The sequence below is a fragment of the Ruegeria sp. AB9 genome (genome assembly GCF_056542585.1).
Genome location: NZ_JBQGAA010000004.1, coordinates 30,640 through 53,062 on the forward strand (window position 1 = coordinate 30,640; position 22,423 = coordinate 53,062).

The 22,423-nt window shown below is 56.2% G+C and carries 24 protein-coding genes and 1 tRNA gene; 10 read left to right on the forward strand and 15 right to left on the reverse strand.

What is annotated here, in order from left to right; genetic code table 11:
* Positions 1-84 precede the first annotated feature (84 nt).
* The 4 genes from iolG to ACR0K5_RS11715 form a co-directional block, all read right to left on the reverse strand.
* Positions 85-1,098 carry an inositol 2-dehydrogenase gene (gene iolG, locus ACR0K5_RS11700; protein ID WP_480629832.1) on the reverse strand — a complete coding sequence of 338 codons (1,014 nt, stop codon included), beginning with the start codon at positions 1,096-1,098 and terminating at the stop codon, positions 85-87.
* A gap of 381 nt (positions 1,099-1,479) precedes the next feature.
* Positions 1,480-1,556: transfer RNA gene (locus tag ACR0K5_RS11705), tRNA-Arg, on the reverse strand.
* Between the two features lie 21 nt (positions 1,557-1,577).
* Positions 1,578-2,054: a GNAT family N-acetyltransferase gene (locus tag ACR0K5_RS11710; RefSeq protein ID WP_480629833.1), complete on the reverse strand. Its 477-nt coding sequence runs from the start codon at positions 2,052-2,054 to the stop codon at positions 1,578-1,580.
* A complete protein-coding gene (locus tag ACR0K5_RS11715) occupies positions 2,055-2,366 on the reverse strand; it encodes an ETC complex I subunit (protein WP_480629834.1) in 312 nt (103 codons plus the stop codon).
* A gap of 35 nt (positions 2,367-2,401) precedes the next feature.
* Between ACR0K5_RS11715 and ACR0K5_RS11720 the strand changes: the two genes are divergently transcribed.
* From ACR0K5_RS11720 to ACR0K5_RS11740, 5 genes are all read left to right on the forward strand, one after another.
* Entirely contained in the window at positions 2,402-3,004 is a 603-nt protein-coding gene (locus tag ACR0K5_RS11720) for an SRPBCC family protein (protein ID WP_480629835.1), read from the forward strand.
* Positions 3,005-3,085: 81 nt separating this feature from the next.
* On the forward strand, positions 3,086-5,272 hold the full coding sequence (gene uvrB / locus ACR0K5_RS11725; RefSeq protein WP_480629836.1) for an excinuclease ABC subunit UvrB: 2,187 nt from the start codon (positions 3,086-3,088) through the stop codon (positions 5,270-5,272).
* A 79-nt stretch (positions 5,273-5,351) separates the two neighbouring features.
* Positions 5,352-5,996 (forward strand): hypothetical protein, encoded by a 645-nt coding sequence (locus ACR0K5_RS11730; protein ID WP_480629837.1) that lies wholly within the window; start codon positions 5,352-5,354, stop codon positions 5,994-5,996.
* A gap of 454 nt (positions 5,997-6,450) precedes the next feature.
* Positions 6,451-7,371 carry a class I SAM-dependent methyltransferase gene (locus tag ACR0K5_RS11735; protein ID WP_480629838.1) on the forward strand — a complete coding sequence of 307 codons (921 nt, stop codon included), beginning with the start codon at positions 6,451-6,453 and terminating at the stop codon, positions 7,369-7,371.
* A 196-nt stretch (positions 7,372-7,567) separates the two neighbouring features.
* Positions 7,568-8,275, forward strand: a complete 708-nt coding sequence (locus ACR0K5_RS11740; protein ID WP_480629839.1) for an ORF6N domain-containing protein — start codon at positions 7,568-7,570, stop codon at positions 8,273-8,275.
* A 10-nt stretch (positions 8,276-8,285) separates the two neighbouring features.
* Here ACR0K5_RS11740 and ACR0K5_RS11745 read toward each other — a convergent pair whose 3' ends face one another.
* Both ACR0K5_RS11745 and ACR0K5_RS11750 read right to left on the reverse strand, forming a co-directional pair.
* The gene (locus ACR0K5_RS11745) at positions 8,286-8,657 is read right to left on the reverse strand and encodes a hypothetical protein (protein ID WP_480629840.1); all 372 of its coding nucleotides are present in this window, start codon (positions 8,655-8,657) and stop codon (positions 8,286-8,288) included.
* Between the two features lie 287 nt (positions 8,658-8,944).
* Positions 8,945-9,418 carry an excalibur calcium-binding domain-containing protein gene (locus ACR0K5_RS11750; RefSeq protein ID WP_480629841.1) on the reverse strand — a complete coding sequence of 158 codons (474 nt, stop codon included), beginning with the start codon at positions 9,416-9,418 and terminating at the stop codon, positions 8,945-8,947.
* 92 nt (positions 9,419-9,510) lie between these two features.
* Between ACR0K5_RS11750 and ACR0K5_RS11755 the strand changes: the two genes are divergently transcribed.
* Positions 9,511-9,993: a HugZ family pyridoxamine 5'-phosphate oxidase gene (locus ACR0K5_RS11755; protein WP_480629842.1), complete on the forward strand. Its 483-nt coding sequence runs from the start codon at positions 9,511-9,513 to the stop codon at positions 9,991-9,993.
* Positions 9,994-9,996: 3 nt separating this feature from the next.
* Here ACR0K5_RS11755 and ACR0K5_RS11760 read toward each other — a convergent pair whose 3' ends face one another.
* The 5 genes from ACR0K5_RS11760 to ACR0K5_RS11780 all read right to left on the reverse strand — a co-directional run bounded on the left by ACR0K5_RS11760 (position 9,997) and on the right by ACR0K5_RS11780 (position 15,390).
* On the reverse strand, positions 9,997-10,404 hold the full coding sequence (locus ACR0K5_RS11760) for a universal stress protein (RefSeq protein ID WP_480629843.1): 408 nt from the start codon (positions 10,402-10,404) through the stop codon (positions 9,997-9,999).
* A 64-nt stretch (positions 10,405-10,468) separates the two neighbouring features.
* Positions 10,469-10,795, reverse strand: coding sequence for an antibiotic biosynthesis monooxygenase family protein (locus tag ACR0K5_RS11765; protein ID WP_480629844.1), 327 nt, complete (start codon positions 10,793-10,795; stop codon positions 10,469-10,471).
* A 143-nt stretch (positions 10,796-10,938) separates the two neighbouring features.
* Positions 10,939-13,227 carry a glycosyl hydrolase family 28-related protein gene (locus tag ACR0K5_RS11770; RefSeq protein ID WP_480629845.1) on the reverse strand — a complete coding sequence of 763 codons (2,289 nt, stop codon included), beginning with the start codon at positions 13,225-13,227 and terminating at the stop codon, positions 10,939-10,941.
* Between the two features lie 138 nt (positions 13,228-13,365).
* Positions 13,366-13,767 (reverse strand): DUF4864 domain-containing protein, encoded by a 402-nt coding sequence (locus ACR0K5_RS11775; protein WP_480629846.1) that lies wholly within the window; start codon positions 13,765-13,767, stop codon positions 13,366-13,368.
* Positions 13,768-13,815: 48 nt separating this feature from the next.
* Positions 13,816-15,390 (reverse strand): lysine--tRNA ligase, encoded by a 1,575-nt coding sequence (locus ACR0K5_RS11780; RefSeq protein ID WP_480630054.1) that lies wholly within the window; start codon positions 15,388-15,390, stop codon positions 13,816-13,818.
* A gap of 368 nt (positions 15,391-15,758) precedes the next feature.
* Between ACR0K5_RS11780 and ACR0K5_RS11785 the strand changes: the two genes are divergently transcribed.
* The 3 genes from ACR0K5_RS11785 to ACR0K5_RS11795 all read left to right on the forward strand — a co-directional run bounded on the left by ACR0K5_RS11785 (position 15,759) and on the right by ACR0K5_RS11795 (position 17,366).
* Positions 15,759-16,484, forward strand: a complete 726-nt coding sequence (locus ACR0K5_RS11785; protein ID WP_480629847.1) for a class I SAM-dependent methyltransferase — start codon at positions 15,759-15,761, stop codon at positions 16,482-16,484.
* Positions 16,481-16,855, forward strand: a complete 375-nt coding sequence (locus ACR0K5_RS11790) for an EamA family transporter (protein ID WP_480629848.1) — start codon at positions 16,481-16,483, stop codon at positions 16,853-16,855. The genes ACR0K5_RS11785 and ACR0K5_RS11790 overlap by 4 nt, the downstream gene beginning before the upstream one ends.
* Before the next feature lie 88 nt (positions 16,856-16,943).
* Entirely contained in the window at positions 16,944-17,366 is a 423-nt protein-coding gene (locus ACR0K5_RS11795) for a tellurite resistance TerB family protein (RefSeq protein ID WP_171169321.1), read from the forward strand.
* Between the two features lie 27 nt (positions 17,367-17,393).
* On the opposite strand, the gene dacB is transcribed toward ACR0K5_RS11795, so the two are convergent.
* The 4 genes from dacB to ACR0K5_RS11815 form a co-directional block, all read right to left on the reverse strand.
* Positions 17,394-18,872: a D-alanyl-D-alanine carboxypeptidase/D-alanyl-D-alanine endopeptidase gene (dacB, locus tag ACR0K5_RS11800; RefSeq protein ID WP_480629849.1), complete on the reverse strand. Its 1,479-nt coding sequence runs from the start codon at positions 18,870-18,872 to the stop codon at positions 17,394-17,396.
* Positions 18,873-18,938: 66 nt separating this feature from the next.
* Positions 18,939-19,559 (reverse strand): nicotinate-nucleotide adenylyltransferase, encoded by a 621-nt coding sequence (locus tag ACR0K5_RS11805; protein ID WP_480629850.1) that lies wholly within the window; start codon positions 19,557-19,559, stop codon positions 18,939-18,941.
* Positions 19,560-19,591: 32 nt separating this feature from the next.
* A complete protein-coding gene (locus ACR0K5_RS11810; protein ID WP_480629851.1) occupies positions 19,592-20,059 on the reverse strand; it encodes an MOSC domain-containing protein in 468 nt (155 codons plus the stop codon).
* Positions 20,060-20,359 (reverse strand): hypothetical protein, encoded by a 300-nt coding sequence (locus ACR0K5_RS11815; protein WP_480629852.1) that lies wholly within the window; start codon positions 20,357-20,359, stop codon positions 20,060-20,062.
* 163 nt (positions 20,360-20,522) lie between these two features.
* On the opposite strand from ACR0K5_RS11815, the gene ettA reads away from it, so the two are divergent.
* Complete coding sequence (gene ettA / locus ACR0K5_RS11820) at positions 20,523-22,190, forward strand: energy-dependent translational throttle protein EttA (RefSeq protein WP_480629853.1); 1,668 nt, start codon at positions 20,523-20,525, stop codon at positions 22,188-22,190.
* Positions 22,191-22,423 lie beyond the last annotated feature (233 nt).

Consider the following 22,423-nt stretch of genomic DNA (forward strand, 5'->3'; position numbering starts at 1 on the left):
GGGACCAACCCCGATCATCCGGCTATGCCGAATCTGATTGGCTACGGCTCAAAACCGAGCTGGCGTTAGTTTGAAGAAATTCGATCATTTTGCAACCGGTTTCAAAATTTCTTCCATCCGGACCGGTTTTCCCGTCTGCGCCGACACGGTTGCGGCCTCGGCCATCGCCAGTGCCGCTACACCATCTTTCAGTGAGACCGGCACCTCGGACCCACGGGCAACGGCTTCGACAAAGGCGGCCCATTCCACGCGGTAGGCAGGCATATAGCGTTCAAGAAAGAAATAGGTCGGCTTGGCGCCCACAACGCCATCCGCCGTTGATTTCACGACCGTGTTTTCCAGCATGTTCTGGGCCTGCAACAACCCCTCGGAACCCAACAACTCAACCCGCTGGTCATAGCCATAGGCCGCCCGCCGCGAATTCTTGATAACGGCAATCCGGCCGTCCGCGTAAGTCATTGTGACTGCAGCAGTATCCACATCACCTGCCGCACCGATTTCAGCATCCACAAGCGAAGATCCGACCGCCGAAATGACTTCAGGAACGTCCCCCATCAGGAAATTTGCCATGTCGAAATCATGAATCATCATATCCCGAAACAGGCCACCCGATACCTTTACGTAACTGACCGGCGGCGGCGCCGGGTCAAACGAGGTGATCGACAACAGTTCCGCCTTGCCGATTTCACCAGCTTCCAATCCAGCCTTCAAAGCCGCGAAATTGGGGTCGAAACGCCTGTTAAACCCGACCATCACCGGCTTGTCTCGTTCCGAGACAGTGTTCAAACAATCCGTGGCACGCTGCAGATTCAAATCAACGGGCTTTTCGCACAGAACAGCCTTGCCTGCGGCCGTCGCTGCTTCGATCAGATCAGAATGCGTGTCTGTCGGAGTTGCAATCAAAACCGCGCCAATTTCTGGATCAGCAATAATTTCTTCGGAACTGCGCGCTTCGGCCCCGTGATCGTTCGCAAGGCTTTCCGCAGCCTCGGGCACAGCATCAGAAACGGCGGCAAGCGTACTTTCCGGATGTGATGAAATGGCCTGCGCATGAACACGCCCAATGCGCCCGGCGCCAAGCAATCCGACCTTCAACATGCAGTTCTCCCGAATCTTGTTGCTGGGCGCAACAATGATTCTCTTTGCAACCGGTTGCAATATTTTTTTTCACAACCTAGGCACTTTTGCACCCCAAGCCTCAAGCCAATTCAAGAAAGTCGTTAAATGACCCTGTATTTTGGCCCGTCAGCGATCCCCCATTCGCTGAATTCCGCGCATTAGCCACCCTACGGGAATCCCCCAATTTCGGAGCACGGTGAATCAGGTTAATGTTCAGTTAAGGAACACACACTACCACTCTGTGACCCCTTAGAAGGGCTGGCATGACCCCCTCGTCCAGCCCTTCATACCTCACCAAACAGTTGCCATAGCGGTCTGCATGAACAGCCTACCGTCGACGGTTCATTTTCTTTTCGAGAATGGCGATCCCTGAAGGACTCGAACCCTCAACCTGCTGATTAGAAGTCAGCTGCTCTATCCAGTTGAGCTAAGGGACCGCTGCGCCCTTCTTGCGGTTTTTATCCGCTGGGTTCAAGAGCCAAGCGCATGAATGCGCTGTTCGGATCGTCACTGTATCCAAAGATCGGACCGCAATAGGAATAACCCAACGCTTCGTAGAGTTTGCGGGCGGCGTCATATTCCGGAAGATGCTCTGCCCCGGTTTCCAAAACCAGAGCTTCGGCACCTTCAGCGCGCGCCAGTTCGGCCAGGTGAGTCATCATAACGCGCGCCAGCCCTCGCCCCCGCGCCAGAGCGAGGATATGCACCGATTTCACCTCGGCTGTGCCATCCGGCAACGCTTTCAGAGCTCCACAACCCAAAGCCTGCTGGCCGTCATAGATCGCGCAGAATCGAATCCCCGGTCCCGCCAGAGAGTCTGCGTTCATAGTGTGGTTGCTTTCCGCAGGGCCAGCCGATTCGCTGTGGGCGAAATGCGCTTCGACAATCGGACGCAGTTCGTCCGATGTCGGGTCAGCCTCACGGATTTCGATCATTCAGTGGGTCCAGGGACCACGCCGGTCGGTGGCGAAATTTTCACCATAACCCCGTGCACGCAGGTTGGGTTTACGCTTGTGCGGTTCGCTGACCTGCGCATCGATCCCATTGTCCTTGGCGTAATCCATCGCCTCTTTCTTGGTGTCGAACTTCAGGCGAATCTGGGTTTGCGTGTCATTGGATGAGGTCCACCCCATCAGCGGGTCTACTTCACGCGCCGAAGCAGGAGCGTATTCCAGAACCCACTTACGGGTTTTGGCCATCCCCGATGTCATCGCGTTTCGCGAAGGCTGGTAAATCCGTGCGCGCATGTCGCCTCTCCGTACTCACTTGGCTGACGCTGTTTATGCGCCACAGCGCGGGCGGGGACAAGATCGCAATTGTCGCGGAATGCAACAACGGCCTGATGACAGAAACTGTCATTGGTACCTCCTATGATCTTGGAAAGATCAACCAAAGGATTGAGCAGATGATCCACCATGAACGAGCCCTGGAAATCAATGCGAGCCCAGAAGCCCTTTGGGCAAGACTCAGCCGGTTTATGCAGATTGATGAGATTGCCCCTCAGATCGCTCAAGTGGAGGCGCTGACCCACGGGGCAAATGGCGTTGGATCAAAGCGACGCTGTTACTTCGAGAACGGAACCTCCCTGGTTGAAGAGGTCACCAAGTGGGACCCCAATCGAGGCTACAGCGTGCGCCTGTCCGAGATGTCGGCGATGCCCTTGACCGAGGCGTATGCAGCGATTGCCATCGAACCGCTGGCCGGGGCCGATAGCCGAGTGATCTGGAGCATGGACTATGCTGTGAAATATGGTCCCCTCGGCTGGATACTGGGTCAAACCCTGATGAAAACGATGATGTCCAAGGTTCTTGACGGCAACCTGAAGGCATTGGCCGGCAAGGTGAGTTCGGATCACGTTCCGGATGCGCAACCTGCCTATTATTGAATCCGGGGATTTCGTAGCGGATCAGCCCTTGCAGTTGGACAAAATAAGAACAAATGTAGGGGCCTGACCCGGAGCTTGCCCATGCCATACGCCCATTCCGACAAGACCCAAATGACAACCGAAGATGTTCGCGCGCGCCTGAAACTGGAAGGTGGCAAGCAGTTTGTCATGCATACGGAGTTTGCGCCCGCCGGTGACCAGCCAACCGCAATTAAAGAGCTGGCCGGCGGCGTTCTGGATGGAGAGCGCGATCAGGTTCTGCTGGGTGCGACCGGAACCGGCAAGACCTTCACCATGGCAAAGGTGATTGAAGAGACTCAGCGCCCTGCCATCATCCTTGCGCCCAACAAGACGCTGGCAGCGCAGCTTTATGGTGAGTTCAAAGGCTTCTTCCCCGAGAATTCAGTCGAGTATTTCGTGTCCTATTATGACTACTACCAGCCCGAGGCCTATGTCGCGCGCTCGGACACCTATATCGAGAAGGAATCCCAGATCAACGAACAGATCGACCGGATGCGCCACTCGGCCACGCGGGCGCTGCTGGAACGCGATGACGTGATCATCGTCGCGTCGGTCTCGTGCATCTATGGTATCGGGTCGGTCGAAACCTACGGGGCGATGACGCAGGATCTGAAGGTCGGCAAGGAATATGACCAACGGCAGGTGATGGCCGATCTGGTGGCCCAGCAATACCGCCGCAACGATCAGGCGTTTCAGCGCGGCTCGTTCCGGGTAAGGGGCGATTCACTGGAGATCTGGCCTGCCCACCTTGAGGATCGCGCCTGGAAATTCTCGTTCTTCGGTGAGGAGCTGGAACAGATCACCGAGTTCGACCCGTTGACTGGGGAACGCGCCGCGACGATGGAGCAGGTGCGCGTCTATGCGAACTCGCACTACGTGACGCCAAAACCGACTATGCAGCAGGCCATCATCGGCATCAAAAAGGAACTGCGTACCCGGCTCGACCAACTGGTCGGCGAAGGCAAACTGCTGGAAGCCCAAAGACTGGAGCAGCGCACCAACTTCGATCTGGAAATGCTCGAGGCCACCGGCGTCTGCAACGGCATCGAGAACTACTCGCGCTATCTGACCGGGCGTGCGCCGGGCGAACCGCCCCCAACCCTGTTCGAGTTCATCCCCGACAATGCCATTGTCTTTGCCGACGAATCCCACGTCAGCGTGCCGCAGATCGGCGGCATGTACCGGGGCGACTACAGGCGCAAATTCACACTGGCCGAACACGGGTTCCGCCTGCCGTCCTGCATGGACAACCGACCCCTCAAGTTCGAGGAATGGGACGCCATGCGCCCGCAATCCGTCTTCGTCTCGGCCACCCCTGCGAAATGGGAGATCGAACAGACCGGTGGCGTCTTCACCGAACAGGTGATCCGCCCCACCGGCCTGCTGGACCCCGAGGTCGAAATCCGCCCTGTCTCTATGCAGGTAGACGATCTGCTGGACGAGGTGCGCAAGGTCGCCGCCGATGGCTATCGCACGCTGGTCACCACGCTGACCAAACGCATGGCCGAAGACCTAACCGAATACCTGCATGAACAGGGAATAAAAGTCCGTTACATGCACTCGGATATCGATACGCTTGAACGGATCGAAATCCTGCGCGACCTGCGGCTCGGGGCCTTTGATGTGCTGGTCGGTATCAACCTGCTGCGCGAGGGGCTCGACATCCCCGAATGCGGGCTGGTCGCCATTCTGGACGCGGATAAAGAGGGATTCTTGCGGTCCGAGACTTCTCTGGTTCAAACCATCGGCCGCGCAGCGCGAAACGCCGAGGGCCGGGTGATCATGTATGCCGACAAGATCACCGGCAGCATGGAACGCGCGCTGAACGAAACCAACCGCCGCCGCGCCAAACAACTTGCCTATAACGAAGAACACGGCATCACCCCCGAGACGGTGAAAAAGAATGTCGAGGACGTTCTGGCCGGTCTCTACGAAGGCGACGTCGACATGAACCGCGTCACCGCCACCATCGACAAACCGATGCACGGCGCCAACCTCGAGGCCCATTTGGACGGGTTGCGCGACCAGATGCGCAAGGCCGCCGAGAACCTGGAATTTGAAGAGGCCGCCAATATCCGGGATGAGATCAAACGTTTGGAAGCGGTCGATCTGGCCGTCGCCGACGACCCCATGGCGCGCCAATGGGCGGTCGAGAAAGCCTCGGAGGATGCGGTTAGATCGCGCGGGCGGTCAACGGCAGGCAGGCCGGGGCAAAGGGGTGGGAATGTGAAGCGGAGGAAGCGGTAGAATGACGCGCAACTGATGGTTGCAATTTACCTCAAAGCAGGAAATCTATCTTCCTAGACAATCGGTTTAGGAAGGTCTTTTGATTACACTTTTTATTGTAACTGGACTGCTCGGAACCATTTCAATCCTAGCAATGATTTGGGTTTGGGTGAGTGTACTGGTAGGATGGCGCGAAGCGTCACCTGGCAGCAGTTTGTTAATGCTATTGTTCGTGCTCCTTCTGATGATCATCTGGGGAATTGGATCGGACTTTGGCAGCTTGCAAATGCTGGCGCTCGCTGTATGGCCCGCCTCAATCCTAATTTTCCTGGGAACTGCTCTAACCGCGAGACTCTTCGTTTTTTTCTTTGCGGCGCTGATTTTGCTGGTTTTGGTGGCCGCAGTCGCCGTGATCATGCCGGGCAAGGCAAAAGTGCCGACCATAGTTATTGGCTCGATGCTTGCAGTGATAGGCCCAATCGCGTTGCAGAACCTGCAGGTGCAATGGCAAATGACAAGATATGCGAAAGCATCCGAGTTACGCATCATAGAACGTTCGTCCTTGTTCAAGTCTATTCGAGAACGCTCTGACGGTTACCAGCGCCCGCATGGTGTGGCATGTGACAGCGAAAACTGGCCTCATCTTTGGAGTTATCGGCGTAGAGACTGGATTGCGTTGCCAACCAACACTCGTTATGGCGGCGATACTAGGGCAAAAGTTATGAACGTTTGCCTTGATAGATAAGACTTATCCGCACACTTCAAACTTGCAGCCCAGCCCTCGCTCTTCCACGTTTGAAATCACAAATTGTGACTCCATACGCTTGCCGTAACGAACCCTAAAAACCTGCCCAGCACGCATGGGGTCCGAAGCGCCAATCACCGGGTGCGCGGCACCCGCGTGGTGCTGACCGAGGATCTGTCACCAACGACCCCATGGCGCGTCAATGGGCGGTCGAGAAAGCCTCGGAAGACATAGTGAATTCGCGTGGGCGTTCGACGGCTGGACGACCCGGCCAGCGGGGTGGAAATGTCAACCGGAGATAGCGTAAATAGGCTGGAGCGCTCACAAGTGTTTGAAGAATGCCGCTTGAAGATCAAGATGGACAATCCAAACCTCCGGTAACGACATTGCATATTAAAGCAATTGATGCACTAGTTCAGCTTGTAAGAACCGAACGAAAAAGTTTGAGGTTTAAATGGGCAGCTTTCGCCAATCGCTTAACAAAGTACTGAAACGCCACCAGTATCAGTTAATAAAACTGCGCCAAAATTCTGCCTTGCCCCCCGAGGCTGCAGACGAGCTTGAAAAGCACCGCGCGCGGGAAGATTGGCACAGGTTTTGCGAACGCCTGGTTCAGACCTCGTTGAACGGGCTGACAAAAGCTGTGCTGGAAGACTGTAATCGTCACGGTATTGACGCAAAAGAATGGGCGTCCGGTGTAGAGGATGAGCTGCGGTTTTGGTGGGACAAAATGTCCGGGAATCTCCTTTCCGGTCGAGAAGAACAGTATCGGAAAGATTTTCTTTTGGATGTGCCGTTTCAGTATGAAGACGCGTTGCCGGAGAATGTCACCGGATCCTTTGAAATTCTGGACATTGGCTGCGCGCTAAAGCCTGCGATCGGTCGGATCTACAAAGACCAAAAACTCAAGATCATGGCCGCAGATCCGTTGGCCCGGGCGTATAATTCACTGATGGATATCTATGATCTTGAACGGGGCTACGATCTGGTTTTTGGGGTGGCCGAAAAAACGGCAGACTTGTTCGGAAGCGAGCGGTTTGACTTTATTCTTGCGCAAAACTCGATTGATCACGGTTATAATCCAGTATTGTCATTCGAGCAGATATGCCGCGCTTTGAAAGTCGGTGGCGCCGCGCGCTTCCAACATTTTGTGAACGAGGCCCTGGCCCAGGATTACTCAGGGTTCCACCAGTGGAACATAGAACAACACGACAACACCTCGTTAAGAGTCTGGAACCGCGAAAAAAGCCAGGTCGTCGACTTTGGCGTATTTGGTTGTGAGGCCAGCGTAAACGAATTCGTCTATGAACGTTTTGGTACGGAAGAAACCATGGGCATCAACGTGCAAATCAAGAAAACCAGCAGCACGACCTGATGGTCGCTTTGCGGCGAAGCGAATGAAACAGCCGCCTGGAGTGTAAATGACATTTCCTGTCGGCGCCGGATCGAAAACGTCTTGTCAAGCGTGCTAGGAACAATAGCGCTATTCCGGCGCCTCGTACTTCGAACTTGCAGCCCAGCGCGCACTCCTTCACGTTTGAAATCACAAATTGTGATTCCAAGCGGTTGCCATGACGAACCCGAAAAACCTGCCCAGCACGCATGAGGTCCAAAGCGCTATTCACCGGGTGCGCGGCACCCGCGTGGTTCTGGCCGAAGATCTGGCGCAGTTCTACGGAAAATCCGTCAGCGCCTTCAATCAGGCCGTCTCGCGCAACAAGAACCTGTTCGAGGGCTACCGGTTTCAGTTGACCGATACTGAGGTTGCCGATTTGCAATCACAGAATGTGATCTCAAAACCCAAAGGGCGCGGCGGGCGGCGGGTCAATCCGTGGGTCTATACGGATTACGGCGTGGCCATCGCCTCGGCCCTGTTCAAGGACCCGCGCGCCATCAGGATCACACGGATGATCACCGAAGCTTTCGTCGACGGCGCAAACGCATTGGCCGAAATTCCGCGTAGCGAACCGGAAATCCTGCCGCCCAAGGTTGCCCCCGCCCCGCTGCTGCCCAACGGCGAGCAGCTGCGCGATCTGGCCGAAAACATCCTCGATTCCGGTCAGCAGAGCCTTGTCGATTATATCGCCAATCCCACAACCAAGCGCCAGCAGGCCGTGGCAGTAATCATGAAAACTCTGGCTGAGACCGCCGGAGAAGAAGTGCGCACCCAACAGGAACGCCTGCGCCTGCGCATCGCCGAACGGCTGGCCACTGGTGACTACACCGATGACGCCGACCGCAAAGGGCTGCTGGAGTTGCTACAGGCGATGAAAGGTTAGCGCGGCCCGGTCAGCAGCTGACATACCAGTCATGCAGCTTGCGATTGCCCTCGGTGAACCTCAGTTCGCGACCAAGGAAATAGACCTTGGAACAGCGTTCTGGGCCTTGGGTCGTCCGGGATATCCGACACAGTTCGTTGCCCTTAACGGACCATGTGCCCTTGTCTTCCCACGAACCATCCCTGGCGGACGAGAACTGCTCACCATTGGATTTGAAGGTCCAGTTCCAGTTCGGACTGGTCAGTGTATTCCCCAAAAAATTCCGCGTGATCGAAACGCCATCCATTTGCTGAGCGCCCATCTTCTTGATCTCGGATACCTTGGTCGCTTCTAAAAACTCCGTGGCTGTATCCGCCTGCGCCGTTGCAGCGACCTGCATCATCAGCAGCGTGGCCGCCGCTTATTTAACTAAAGCCATTTCAAAACCTCTCAAAAGTAACTTGAACAGCGGGACCACCAAAAACCGTCACGCAAATGTCGGACTTCGCCTCGAACTGGGTGGCCGACGTTAACACAGGCCAATTGCCGTCTAAAAAAATGCCAAACAGCAGCCCCAAACCGGAACCGACCCGACAAAACGTATCACGTCAGCCGGAGATCCCGAACACTCACAGGCTTTACGATAAGCCACCGCGACAGCCACAACCTATGGGCGGGATTGAATTTTGGTCAGGGACGCACGAATTTAGCCGTTCCGACCGAACGTTCACGCGCCTTGGGGCTGTTCTGCAATTGCGGAGCGTTCACGCGCGGCGCACTGTCAGAACCACAGGCGACCCCGTCGCCGTCCGGGTCATTGCGCTTATGATAGCCCGCCTGCCCCCTGTAAAATGGCCCTACCCCCAGCGCTTCTGTCGCATCACACCCCGCCAGCGCGATCAGGTGGATCACTGCCTCGTCCCGCTCATACTCGGACAGGCGCAGAAAAACACCTGTGGCAATCATCACGGTGGTCAGCGGCAACAACAGAACCATAACCAGAATTCGCACCGGTGACAGCGCCTGCCTGCGCGTCGCCTCTGCGCGCAGGTGTCGTTTGGACGACCGTGGATTCAAGTCAGGTGCATCCTGTGGGGGTTTCTTGAACAGCATTCCCTGATCTATAACGCCGATATGTGGCGAAGCCGAGGCATCCTTATCCAAAACAGACGAAACAAATGGAGCGGTTCAGATCAGGTACCTAAGATACAAATACCGCCACCTGCATGTTCATGCTTCAAAGCCGGATCAACATTGTGACTGAACCCAATCCTTATCAGACGCCGGACGAAATGGCGCGCTCGCAGGCGCGCGGCCTTCTCACACAAGCTCGTTTTGCCGCGCTGGCCGTTCTGCGTCCTGACACAGGTCTGCCATCACTCTCCCGAATCGCATTGGCCACGGATGAAACAGGCTGCCCCGTCACGCTGACTTCCACCCTTGCAGAGCATACACGGGCTTTGAGCGCCAATCCCAATTGTGCCCTTCTGGTCGGAGAGCCAGCGGACAAGGGCGACCCGCTGACCCACCCGCGCCTGACACTGCACGTGATCGCTCAACCAGTTCACCGGGACACGGCAGGCTATAGTGATCTGCGCGACCGATATCTGGCCTTACGACCCAAATCGAAACTCTACATCGACTTCGCTGATTTCGGTTTCGTTAGGTTTGCCATTCAGGATGGTCTTTTGAACGGCGGATTTGGCAAGGCCTATCGCTTTACCGCTCAGGATTTCTAGCCATCAGCGGACCACATGCACGGCGCATCCCGCGTGACGCACAACATGAGATGCGGTGGATCCCAACAGCAGGTCCTGCATCCCCGGACGGTGCGACGCCATGATGATCAGGTCCGGGTGGTTTGCCTCCGCCCAGTCGAGAATGGTTCGGCCGGAATGCCCTTCAATCACCAAACCTTTGGCATTCGGCAGTTGCGATGCCAACTCATCCAGCTCTGTCTGGATGGCCTTTCGCGCCTCTGTCAGGTATTCGGACGGCATGTACGAGATCGCATAGTTCGGAATATGCTCAACCACATGTAACAATGTCACCTGTGCGTCTGGCGTAGCCAGAACCTGGGCCAGTTTCAAAGACCCGGATGTGTCTCTTTCAGCGTCGAAAGAGATGGGGACCAGAATGTTGTGATACATAGTGTGAGCCTCCATTTTGCAGGCTCACTTTTAAACAGATAAACAATACAGGCTTTGATTCAGGTCAGGAACCGCCAAATGTCTCAGCGACGTCGTACATGACCGGCTCAAAGCTCTTGCAGAGTTCGTTGATCTTGCGGTTGCGATCACGCATTTCAGGCGTACGCAGCATGGCAAGGAAATCCTCGCGGCGTTGCCATTGCGAATAGTTCGCGATCCGGGTCTGCGCATCATTGACGTGCAGCCCGGCGGAAACAAAACCTGGCTGCTTTGAAATGAACTCGGCATAGGCGTCCGTCAGGGCTTCCAAAAGATCCTGGCAAGTGCCGGGGGTCATTTCAAATGTCGTGATAACTGTTTGAACACTAGCGTTTTTGGCTATTTCTGGCATTGAGATTCTCCATTTCCTTCCTCAAGCCTAACACATCAAAAGAAAACGTCGCCAATTTCGTTTCTAAGTAAGGATCCGAGCATTCGTACGCGCAAAAATACGGCGTGCGTAGACCACCCCAACTGGGATGGTCTACCACCACTTTAACGATCCATCCGCATCAGAACTGACACTTCACCCCTCACATGCTCGGGCCACCGTAGTAACAGACCATCGCTCTTGCTACCCAGCTCGGGCTCGACGTGAGGAGTGGCAAAAGTGTGTGCGTTAAAAACGTTCCAAAGAGGGCCGTTGACTGTAACACCGTCGCAACTGCGGGCTTTTCCATCAAATGGAAGCTCAGCGTACGACCAGATATTCCAGTAATTGGATGCCGAGTTCTGCTTGTATAGAATCCTTAAAGGATGCGCGGATTTTCGGGTTATCCCGTGATATGTATTGTTTTGGAAAGTTACGTTCGTGTGTCTATCTTTGTTCAGATCAGCAAAAGACGTGTCCACCCTTTCCGCTCTCTCAATCCAGCCGCTTGTTGCTCGGAACTTGTTACCTGTCACAGCCAAACCGTTCAGGAAGTGCCCTGCCCCGTATGGGCGGATTACGATGTAGCTGAACCAGGACGGCGCTTGGCTGGAATAGAAAATGTTATCCGTTATGCTCAATGCGCTGAAGGAAAAGCCACTGGTGTAGGCCGGTGCTGAATCGCGTTCGTTCGTCCACTCGACAAAACAGTTGTCCACGTAATTCTCGGCAATGGTGGAACTGTTATAGGTGCCAATCAGGATCAGCCCGGCAGTACGCACACCCTGCGGGATACCATCGCCTTGGAAGAAGTGATTGCCCAGAACCATGTTGTTATCACCGCCCAGAACCGCGAAGTGCCTGAAACGCACTGCATGGTTATGGCGCAACTTAACGTCGTTTGAATTTGTGTTTACGGCGATGGAATATCGGTCCGTCACAGCGAAAGACTCTTCTGATGACAGAAACTGACAATTGTCGATCAGCATGCCTTTGCATCCTGTTCCGGTCGACGTAATTCCCCGGTTTTTTGGCCTGCTCACAAAACAGTCTTTCAACGAAAACGTACTGCCCGAAGCCGCCAGACGGATACCACTGCATCGGCTGTTGCACTGGAACTCGATCTGCTCCATTCCAAATTTTCGCAGAGTTCCAAAACCGCTGAAATCAAGCAGGTACTTAAACGACCGAAAGGTGAAGGACTGAGTGCCTGCCGCACCGAAAAGCGGAGCGCTCAAAGTAATTTCACCTGCACCAACGTTCTTCGACCGTACATATATTTCACGCCCTACACCACTGCCGGTCATATAGGATCCGACAGGAATATTGGCGACGTTTTCTACATTTGTCAGCCGTGTCTTGTCTGACGGATCATATGTCGCCGTTGACGTAAACAACTCGGTATCCCAAGCCGAACTGCTTTTGACATCGAACTGGCCATTTCGGATCACGCGACGAGTCGAGAAACCGCCCTGCTTGTTTGGAACTGCAGCGGCCATATCGATCGGAGCGGTTACCGAAATCTTGCGGCCGCCTAAATCCAGTGAGTCGTGGTCCGAATTGTTCAGCAGAGCCTGAAACGCTTTTTTGAACGCCAGCTCTTCGTCTCCGAAAGCCGAAATATAAGCAGGCAGATGGAAATCCTTTGTCAGCAACAGCATCTTGTCATCCGGCATGGAGACGGTGCCTTCAAAGTCCATCTCGGACGCCATGCTGGTGTTTTCAGCCAGATGATAAATCCCTTGCGGAACGTAAACCCGGCGACCACCCGCCGCTTGATCCGCCGCTTCAAACGCAGCCGAGTCATCCGATACACCGTCGCCGATGGCACCATAGTCCCGTACATCCACAACACTGATCATCTCGCGCAGGAAGACACCGGTGACATCAGTAATCTCCAGGTCGTCAACGCGCACCAGCGCCCCATTTGAACCCTCAATATCCAGACCAAAATGACCGTACAGGGCGGCAAGCCCCCAAGGCATGTCCACACCGGATCGCCGGCCGGTTCCGACAATCGCCGTAACCTCATGCACCGCACCATAACCCGACAGCTGTGTTGCAGGCCCCTGCTCCACGACGCCCGCCACATGTGCATCGCCCGCACCTCCGGCCCAAGCTGCAATGCGCACCGACGGCAACGGGCCGCTGATCGCTTTGACCCGGGCTTTGATCTGCAAATAGCAACCGGGCATAATCGGTGTCTGACCCATATATCGCAGCTGCTGGGTGGTTTGGACTTTCAGAATTTCCAGACAGCCGCCAAAATCGGCATCCGCTGGCACGTATACCCCCGTGCCGGATCCACCATATGTGGGCGAGCCGGGCGTTCCGTCCCCCGCAGACCAAACGGTCAGGCCATTCGCGAATTGAGGCGGCATGAACACGATGCCGTCGGTGATTGCCTTGTTCATTGAAAACCCTTTCTAAATCCCGCCGCGCAAATCTGACGACGCGTCCAAACCCCGTGTTCAGGTCCGCCCCGAACGCGACAGTCTGGATACCGAAAAGGAATTAACCACGGCTCATCTCACCGTGACGGTGGTGTTGCCTCAGGCCGCGGGGGCAGCGTTGCCCAGCAGTTGGACACCGTTGATTTTCCACCCACCCTCCAAAGGGATCATCTGATAGTCCAATATGTGCACACGCCCATTGCCGTCCGTGATCATCACCTTCTGCCACAAAGCTCCTGCTATTTTGCGCAGCTCCAAAAAGCGTACGTCAGAAGGGCGCCAGACCATAGGATATCCGTTGCGTACCATCGCTCCAAAATTGTCGGGGTTTTGAAACAGACGCTGGATGTTGGGGCTAGCAAAGGTAAAAGCCGTGGCAAAATCATCCGCTTTGAAGGCTTGTATCTGCGCCGCGATATTTGCCTCGATCTCTGCATTTTGCGCGAGCGTGCCTGATGCCAGTCCAGCACTCAGGGATAAAGCAAGCAATAATCGACGCATGAGGCCACCTCCTGCGAAAAGAGTAGCCCCACGCCTGTTCAGGTCAAATCAGGCCAGCTCTCCGGCTAACGCCTTATCGATCAGCGCAACTGTCTCAGGCACGCCATATAGGGCGATGAAACCACCAAAGCGCGGACCTTGCGATGCACCAAGCAGCACTTCGTACAAGGCTGTGAACCAGCCTCGCATAGGATCGAACCGCTCGCGCCCGATGGAATAGACCACAGATTGCAGCGCCTCGTCCTCGGTCGGACCGTCATAAGCCTCGAGCGCGGCTTTCAGTGCTTCCAGCGCCTCACGCTCCTGATCCGTCGGTGCGCGATGTTTGCGCGTCGGTTTGACGAAATCGTTGAAGTAGCGCACGGCAAAGCCTGCGGCCTGATCCAGATCGGGATGGCTCCCAGCAGTCGCCTCCGGCGCATAGCGACGAATAAAGCCCCACAGTGCCTCTTTGTCTTCCGCCCCAGAGACCGACGCCAGATTCAGCAACATCGCAAACGGCACAATCAGCGTCGATTCAGGAACGTCCCCACCGTGGATATGCCACACCGGGTTGTTCAACTGCGCCTTCAGATCCTGACCGGGATAGGCACGCAATTGCTGGTGATACTCGTCATAAGCTTTCGGGATCACATCGAAATGCATCCGCTTGGCCGTCTTCGGCTTCTGATACATGAAATAGGCCAGCGACTCGGTCGGCGCATAGGTCAGCCATTCGTCAATGGAAACACCATTACCTGACGACTTTGAAATCTTCTGACCGTTCTCGTCCAGAAACAGCTCGTACGAGAAATGCTCTGGCGCACGGCCACCCAGCGCGCGGCAGATCGCGTCATAGATCTTTTCGTTGGTGGCGTGTTCTTTACCATACATCTCGAAATCGACGCCCAGCGCTGCCCAGCGCGCACCAAAGTCCGGCTTCCACTGCAGTTTGACGTGGCCACCGGTGACAGGAACGGTCCATTCTTTTCCCGTCTCATCGTCAAAGGTCACGGTGTATGTCTCGGCGCAAACCTTTTTCATCGGTACATACATCACCCGTCCGCTTTCGGGGTGTAACGGCAGGAAGATCGAATAAGTCTGCTGGCGTTCCTCACGCAGGCTTTTTAGCATGATCGCCATGATCTCATCATAACGCTCAACCGCGCGCTTCAGGACCTCGTCAAACTGGCCGGACTCGTAGAACTGCTTGGCCGAGTAGAACTCGTACTCGAAACCAAACGTGTCCAGAAAACGCCGCAGCATCGCGTTATTGTGTTCGCCAAAGCTGTCATGCGTGCCAAATGGATCGGGTACCGAAGTCAGCGGGCGCTGCAGATGCTGTTCCAAAACCTCGGGATTCGGCACGTTTGTTGGCACTTTGCGCAAACCGTCCAGATCGTCCGAGAAGCAGATAAGCTTGGTAGGAATGTCGGACAGCGCTTCGAACGCGCGCTTGACCATCGTGGTCCGCGCCACCTCGCCAAACGTCCCGATATGCGGCAAGCCCGAGGGGCCATAGCCGGTTTCAAAAAGAACATAACCCTTCTCCGGAGCAGCTTTCTGATAGCGTTTGAGCAACCGGCGCGCCTCTTCAAAAGGCCAGGCCTTGGACGACATCGCGGTTTCGCGCAGTTCAGACATTTCAACATGCTCCATCGGGGAAGGTGTCTCGGTCACCCCATGCAACCGGACCGGCCCCTCCTATTGCGCCAGTGCAGCCTGAGTCAATAAAGCAGTGAAGCAATTCGCACCACACCCATCGGAAAAATAATGTCTCCAAAAAACTGAAGGGAGCTCTGTTTTTGGGTCTAAAAACCCTCTGTAAGTCAAATCTACACTGCTTAATTCACCGACCAGCCTTACTGAAGCCACAATGGTGGGGCGATTGTGCCCGCGAAGCAAAAAAGTCACGGGCGGCACGTGCTGGATTGGCCAGCGTATTTCGCCCACCTACCGGGCAATGCTAGTAAAAAGCGACACTGGGGCTTCCCCGGACCAAAGGAAACGAGATGCGCCGCGAAACCACCAACCGTATACGCTTTGTGCTCGAAGATATCCTTCCGCCGATCTTGCGTGATAGTGCAGCATTTCATTGGCTTGCATGCAGAGTGTGGGGAGAACACATCACGCGCCTTGCAGAATTCCGCGAGCGCGCAACATACCTTACGGATGACGAGTACGAAAAACTCTATCGTGATCATCCGCGCGTGCATCAGGGCACCGACAACTCTGAGGCCTGCATCAAGCGGATAGCCGAGGATATCGTTGGCCAGAGCCTCTGCGATGTTGGCTGCGGCACCGGAGTTCTGTTGCAACGCATCAAGGCCGCCCGTCCGGACATCACGCAGTTGACGGGGGTGGATTTCGTGGTCGATGATGCGGACGCCATCGACAATATCGACTATGTTGCCGCACGGATCGAAGAGCTGCCCTTTGAAGACAACAGCTTTGACACCGTCATCTGCACTCATGTGATCGAACATCTTCTGGATTACCGCCGCGCCATCGCTGAACTGCGCCGGGTCGCACGCAAACGCGTCATCATTGTCGTTCCGCGCGAACGCGAAAGCAGGTTCACCTTCAATCCGCATTTCAACTTTTTCCCCTACACTCACAGCTTTCTGCGCGCCGTACACCCCAGCCCCGAAATCCATGTCTGCGAAGATTTGGAGCGTGATATTTATTACCGCGAAGACCGCCCTGAGGAAAAACCAGAACCGGAGCAACAAGGATGACTCCATCCGCCCCTACGGCACTAGTCTGGGCTGGTTTGCTGTGCACGCCAGTCATGATCTCAGCCGGGCAAATTCTGTTCAAACTGGCTGGAAATCGGATCGACGGGCGCAGCGCCACCGGGTTGGCGGGGCTCATCCAAACTTTGTTCGACCCTTTCCTTCTGACCGCCTTTGCCATCTATGGTTCGGCGACGGTGTTGTGGGTGTATGTCCTGCGGTACCTGACTCTGTCGCAGGCCTACCCTTTTATGGCCCTCAGTTTTGTTCTGGTGCCGTTGGCCTCGCATATCTTTTTCGGCGAAACGCTTGGACTGCGCTACTGGTTGGGGGCCGCACTTCTGACCTCTGGAATGATGGTCATGAACACCTGATCACGCTTTGTGGATGAAACAAGGTGTTGAACCTGCCCCGCTGCGCTCATATCGTGCGTCTTCGAACAACCCCAATCAGGACCATCCCATGACCGAGCAAGTGCCCCACCCTATGTCCCCGCAGGATTGCCTTGTGGCGATCATGGTTGCAGTCTCGGCCTCTGACGAAAACATCCGGACGGCTGAGTTGGTCAAGATCGAAGTTGCAGTGAACATGCTGCCGGTCTTTGCGGGATACGATATTGATCGGACCCGCCATGTATCGCAGATCGTATTTGACCTGTTCGAACAGGAAGACGGGCTGGATGCTCTGTTTGGCCTGATCCGCGAAAACCTGCCGGAACGCCTGAACGAAACAGCCTATGCGCTGGCCTGCGATGTTGCAGCCGCCGATGGTTCGTTGGCCGAAACAGAGCTTCGTCTGCTGGAAGAAATCCGGTACGAGCTGAATATCGACCGCTTGCACGCGGCAGCCATCGAACGCGGGGCACGGGCGCGCCATACGGTCTGACCCTCAGAAACAGATGATCTGCAGGTTTCAGCTTCCGTAAATTGATCCCCAACGCTCCAGCAAGGCACGCTGCAGTTTCCGCGACCTGCGGTTCCAACTGCGCGCGCCCTCGGGGCGCTCACGCTGCGCGCGCGGAATCTTGGCGCGATGGGCCACATCCGCCGTAAAAATCGCAAAAGCCAGATCGACCCCGTCCGCTGTCGTAAGAAAACCGCCCAGACCGGACACAAAGTTCAATGTCCCTGTTTTGGCATCGACCTTGATAGGATGGTTCTTGACCGGTCGCCCGTTTCGATCTGTCAGAGCAAAAGGCTTCATCAAAGGGCGTAATGCCCCCATTTTCCGGGCCGCGACAAGGGCAGTGACCAGATCCGCAGGTACCATGCGCGAGGCGTCGCCCAGACCAGAATGATCCACCATCGCGATCCCGTTCACGCCAAAGCTCTGAGAGGCCCAACGGTTCATTTCGGCCGCCGACTCCGCCAGGTTCCGAGGCTCAACGCCGCGCGCTTTGGTTGCGGCCAGCCCGACCATCTCGGCAGTCAAGTTGGTCGAGTATTTCAACATCCCCCGCAGAATACTGTCCTGTGTATCGCTACGATGAACCACAAGATCGACACCTTTTGGGATTTCTCGCGTCACCTGCACGTGTTTCAAAACGATCCCGTTCGACCGGGCCAAAGTGCGAAACACATCACCCGCGTACAATGCAGGTTTGCGCACGGGCAACCACCGCGCCCCGCCATTGCCCAACGCGCCCTTGGCCACGGTCCAGCGATCCTGCCGCGCGCTTGGCTTATAGGTATAGATCGGCAGACTTCGGCTTTCGACCTGCATAGCCGCCACATCCACTGCTGGCACATAGCGCGCGCTGCGGGCGTCCATGGTCACATCATAGCCTTTACCGGCACGCTTCCACTCAAAGTGAACCCGATTGAAATTCAACGATATACCGCTGATCGCCGGGCTGTATCCCACATGATCCGGCTGTCCGGGATCAATACTGAACACGAAGGGCAGTGCCCCGTCATAAACCTTGAAAGCTCCACGAACCTCGGTAATTCCGACCTCGCGCAGGTTGGCCGCCATCGTCGCCAGCGCATCCGTATCCAGCAGCGGATCGCCACCCCCTGCCAGAATCAGATCGCCTTGCAGAATTCCGTTTTCAATCGGCCCGTCCGCGATCAAACGGGTTTCAAACCGATGGTCAGGCCCCAAAACGTCCAACGCGTAAAGTGCGGTCATTGCCTTACCAACGCTGGCTGGGGGCAAACCCGCACCTTCGCCAAAAACCTCCAGCGGAGTTCCGGTCGCCACATCCGCTACGGCGAATACAACCTCACCTTTCAACCCTGCGGCTGCGACCAAACGCTCGGTGCCACTCAACAACACCCCACGCGCGCGCGGTCTGAGCGAAACCAATGGCGCCTGCGCTAGACCAGCTGCCGGGATCAGAGACGCCCCCAATCCCCCCAGAAACATGCGACGTGAAAAACGACCAGCCATAGCTGAATTAAAATCCCACAGATCAAATGCGCGCAACCGTTACCTGAGATTATGCGCCCAGTGAGGCTATTCCGGCAACACTTCCGCGCTCCAGTCGCCGCGCGTCCGGATTTCCGTTGAACTGACATCGACCATCGGCACGTTTACGAAACACCAGGCCGGGGCCTGTGCCCGCCCCAAAAGATGCCGCGCCTGCCCGTCAATCCGGTATTTGGCATAGACCCGCGCCGCCGGAGACATCCGGGCGGAGATCCGGTCCCCCGGTCGCGCCACCACGCCGACAGGCACGCTATCCATGATCAGCCGCCAGGCTTTCCAGCGGTGAAACTGCGCCAGATTGTCCGCGCCCATCAGCCAGACAAACCGGACCTGTGGATACAATCGCTGCAACGCTGCCAGAGTATCCGCAGTCGCCCGCGTACAAGTAAGCGCCTCGATATCCGTCACCTTGACCTTTGGGTGCTGCATCACATTGCGTGCTGCTGCCATTCGCCTGTTCATGGGTGCGGGTCCGCGTTCTTTTAGCGGATTGCCCGGCGACACCAGCCACCAGACCCGATCCAGCCGAAAGGCTTTCATCGCTTCAAGCGAGGCATGCACATGCCCCTGATGCGGCGGATCAAAAGACCCACCGAACAGCCCGATTACCTGCCCGGGTCGCGCATATGGAATTCTGTACCGCTCCATACCCTGCTGATGTTCAGAACTGAGGGGTGTTGTCAATCAACAGGTTGCACCACATCGCCCAGTCGTACCCGACCCGGCTGAACGACTTCAGCACACCACCCCCCATGCCCACGCACAGCAGAATACCCACCCCTGCCCAGCGCCTCCTCCATCCGGCTGCAGGGCGCGCAGATCACGGTAAAACGCAAAAGCGCCTCGCCAACCTGCACCTCACGCCCCTTGAGCGCCGCCAGGTTGATCCCCGAAACCACCAGATTGCGCCGCAGGATTTCCGGTGCCACGGGCCTTTGCCCCAGATAAGAGCCAATCGCCACCAGATGCTCCTGCTGGATCAGAGTTACCGCCCGCTTGCCTGCACGGCTGCGGTCGCCGTCGAGACCATTGGCCGAGATCGTGGCCATATCCACAACCTCCATCCCAGCCCGCCGCTCGGGCCGTTGACCGATCCACTCAACGCGCCCCGGCTTAGCCCAACTAGCTATGAGGTCTCCCAAAGACATTCAGAGCACCAAATCAGGTAAAAAACGGATGATGATCAACGCGACAATAACATCCATTGCCACTGACCTAGCTGATCGCCAAAAAAACCTACGGTAAGCTACATCTGCAAGGCTGTTGTGCGATTTCGGGGCTGGAGGCGCTGGCATCATTTTGTCAATGGGCCGAATTGGTTCTTGGTATATTTTCGAACGTGCACGAGACGCATCCCAATGGAACTTCTTCAGGCGGAAAATCAAAAAAAACATCCATCCCAACCCAACCAGACCGGTGGTGAGTTGAATAAAACGCTCAAAGTCCACTAAATTCAACCTTTCATCTAAGGGAATGGCAACGATCCACCTGGAAACGGACCGGCCCTATCTTTATCCAAGCACAAAACGTCCTTTCAACCTCTCTTTCCAAGCGTTCCACCATCCGCTATCACACCGCCCAACCCAATTTCCCCGACCCAGAGGACGCGACATGGCCGCCTATCAATATGTCTACCACATGCAGGGTGTCTCCAAGACCTATCCCGGTGGCAAGAAGTGCTTTGAAAACATCCACCTGAGCTTTCTGCCCGGCGTGAAAATCGGTGTCGTCGGCGTCAACGGCGCAGGTAAGTCGACGCTGATGAAGATCATGGCCGGTCTCGACACCGACTTCACCGGTGAGGCATGGGCGGCTGAGGGTGCCAAGGTCGGCTATCTGCCGCAGGAACCGCAGCTGGATGAATCGCTGTCGGTCCGTGAAAACGTCATGCTGGGCGTGGCCGCGAAAAAGGCCAAGGTCGACCGGTTCAACGAAATCGCCATGGAGATCGCCGAGAATTACTCGGACGAGCTGATGGAGGAAATGACCACCCTGCAGGACGCCATCGACGCGGAAAACCTGTGGGACCTCGACAGTCAGATCGACGTCAGCATGGAGGCGCTGCGCTGCCCGCCGGACGATGCCAACATCGCCAACCTCTCGGGCGGTGAGAAACGCCGTGTGGCGCTCTGCAAGCTGCTGCTGGAAGCGCCTGACATGCTTCTGCTTGACGAACCGACCAACCACCTGGACGCCGAAACCATCGCCTGGCTGCAACAGCACCTGATCGACTACAAGGGCACCATCCTGATCGTCACCCACGACCGCTATTTCCTGGATGACATCACCGGCTGGATCCTCGAACTCGACCGTGGCCGCGGCATTCCTTACGAGGGCAACTATTCCGCGTGGTTGGAACAAAAAGCCAAACGGCTGGAGCAGGAAGCCCGCGAGGACAAGTCCAAGCAGAAGACCCTGCAGCGCGAATTGGAATGGATGCGTCAGGGCCAGAAGGCCCGTCAGGCCAAATCCAAGGCCCGGATCAACGCCTATAACGAGCTGGCGGATCAGTCCGAACGCGAAAAGCTGACCCGCGCCCAGATCGTCATCCCCAACGGCCAGCGCCTTGGCGGCAAGGTGATCGAGGTCGAAGGCCTGTCGAAACACATGGGCGACAAGCAACTGATCGAAGGGCTGGATTTCGCCCTGCCCCCCGGCGGCATCGTCGGCGTCATCGGCCCCAACGGTGCCGGTAAATCCACTCTGTTCAAGATGCTCACCGGTCAGGAACAGCCCGACAGCGGTACCATCACGCTGGGCGACACCGTCGAACTGTCTTATGTCGACCAGTCCCGCGATGATCTGAAAGATGGTGATACCGTGTGGGAGGCGATCACCGGCGGCGCCGAGATCATCCAACTGGGTGACGCGCAGGTCAATTCCCGCGCCTATTGCTCGTCCTTCAACTTCAAGGGCGGTGACCAGCAGAAGAAGGTGTCGCTGCTGTCAGGGGGTGAGCGCAATCGCGTCCACATGGCGCGCTTGCTGAAAGAGGGCGGCAACGTCCTGCTGCTGGACGAACCGACCAACGATCTGGACGTCGAAACCCTGCGCGCGCTGGAAGACGCGTTGGTCGATTTCGCCGGCTGCGCCGTGGTCATCTCGCACGACCGCTTCTTCCTCGACCGGATTTGCACGCATATTCTGGCGTTTGAGGGTGACGCCCATGTGGAGTGGTTCGAGGGCAACTTTGAGGATTACGAAGAGGACAAAAAGCGCCGTCTGGGCCCAGACGCGCTGGAGCCCAAGCGGTTGAAGCATAAGAAGTTTGCGCGGTGAACGATTGGATTGCCATCATTGGTGCTCTGGGCCTTGGATCACTGGCAACAGTGATTACTCAATGGGGTCTCACTCGTACCGATAGTCGTAGGAAGCTAAGATTTCAGGAACGCAAGGATGCGTATGTGGGATTGTGGCAAGCGATGCATCGTTCAGAAATCGAGGGCACCGAAGAAGCCGCTCTACATGTGGGCCATTGGGTTGCTCGATGCGAACTCGTCGCTCCACATTCG

What these genes read in the sequence shown, in the direction of transcription:
- uvrB (WP_480629836.1), top strand. Translation starts at nt 3,086, where the DNA reads ATGCCATACGCCCATTCCGACAAGACCCAAATGACAACCGAAGATGTT.
- ACR0K5_RS11720 (WP_480629835.1), top strand. Translation starts at nt 2,402, where the DNA reads ATGCGCCACAGCGCGGGCGGGGACAAGATCGCAATTGTCGCGGAATGC.
- ACR0K5_RS11760 (WP_480629843.1), bottom strand. Translation starts at nt 10,404, where the DNA reads ATGTATCACAACATTCTGGTCCCCATCTCTTTCGACGCTGAAAGAGAC.
- ACR0K5_RS11765 (WP_480629844.1), bottom strand. Translation starts at nt 10,795, where the DNA reads ATGCCAGAAATAGCCAAAAACGCTAGTGTTCAAACAGTTATCACGACA.
- ACR0K5_RS11745 (WP_480629840.1), bottom strand. Translation starts at nt 8,657, where the DNA reads ATGATGCAGGTCGCTGCAACGGCGCAGGCGGATACAGCCACGGAGTTT.
- ACR0K5_RS11710 (WP_480629833.1), bottom strand. Translation starts at nt 2,054, where the DNA reads ATGATCGAAATCCGTGAGGCTGACCCGACATCGGACGAACTGCGTCCG.
- ACR0K5_RS11780 (WP_480630054.1), bottom strand. Translation starts at nt 15,390, where the DNA reads ATGTCTGAACTGCGCGAAACCGCGATGTCGTCCAAGGCCTGGCCTTTT.
- dacB (WP_480629849.1), bottom strand. Translation starts at nt 18,872, where the DNA reads ATGGCTGGTCGTTTTTCACGTCGCATGTTTCTGGGGGGATTGGGGGCG.
- ACR0K5_RS11770 (WP_480629845.1), bottom strand. Translation starts at nt 13,227, where the DNA reads ATGAACAAGGCAATCACCGACGGCATCGTGTTCATGCCGCCTCAATTC.
- ACR0K5_RS11715 (WP_480629834.1), bottom strand. Translation starts at nt 2,366, where the DNA reads ATGCGCGCACGGATTTACCAGCCTTCGCGAAACGCGATGACATCGGGG.
- ACR0K5_RS11740 (WP_480629839.1), top strand. Translation starts at nt 7,568, where the DNA reads ATGACGAACCCGAAAAACCTGCCCAGCACGCATGAGGTCCAAAGCGCT.
- ACR0K5_RS11790 (WP_480629848.1), top strand. Translation starts at nt 16,481, where the DNA reads ATGACTCCATCCGCCCCTACGGCACTAGTCTGGGCTGGTTTGCTGTGC.
- ACR0K5_RS11785 (WP_480629847.1), top strand. Translation starts at nt 15,759, where the DNA reads ATGCGCCGCGAAACCACCAACCGTATACGCTTTGTGCTCGAAGATATC.
- ettA (WP_480629853.1), top strand. Translation starts at nt 20,523, where the DNA reads ATGGCCGCCTATCAATATGTCTACCACATGCAGGGTGTCTCCAAGACC.
- ACR0K5_RS11795 (WP_171169321.1), top strand. Translation starts at nt 16,944, where the DNA reads ATGACCGAGCAAGTGCCCCACCCTATGTCCCCGCAGGATTGCCTTGTG.
- ACR0K5_RS11810 (WP_480629851.1), bottom strand. Translation starts at nt 20,059, where the DNA reads ATGTCTTTGGGAGACCTCATAGCTAGTTGGGCTAAGCCGGGGCGCGTT.
- ACR0K5_RS11805 (WP_480629850.1), bottom strand. Translation starts at nt 19,559, where the DNA reads ATGGAGCGGTACAGAATTCCATATGCGCGACCCGGGCAGGTAATCGGG.
- ACR0K5_RS11775 (WP_480629846.1), bottom strand. Translation starts at nt 13,767, where the DNA reads ATGCGTCGATTATTGCTTGCTTTATCCCTGAGTGCTGGACTGGCATCA.
- iolG (WP_480629832.1), bottom strand. Translation starts at nt 1,098, where the DNA reads ATGTTGAAGGTCGGATTGCTTGGCGCCGGGCGCATTGGGCGTGTTCAT.
- ACR0K5_RS11735 (WP_480629838.1), top strand. Translation starts at nt 6,451, where the DNA reads ATGGGCAGCTTTCGCCAATCGCTTAACAAAGTACTGAAACGCCACCAG.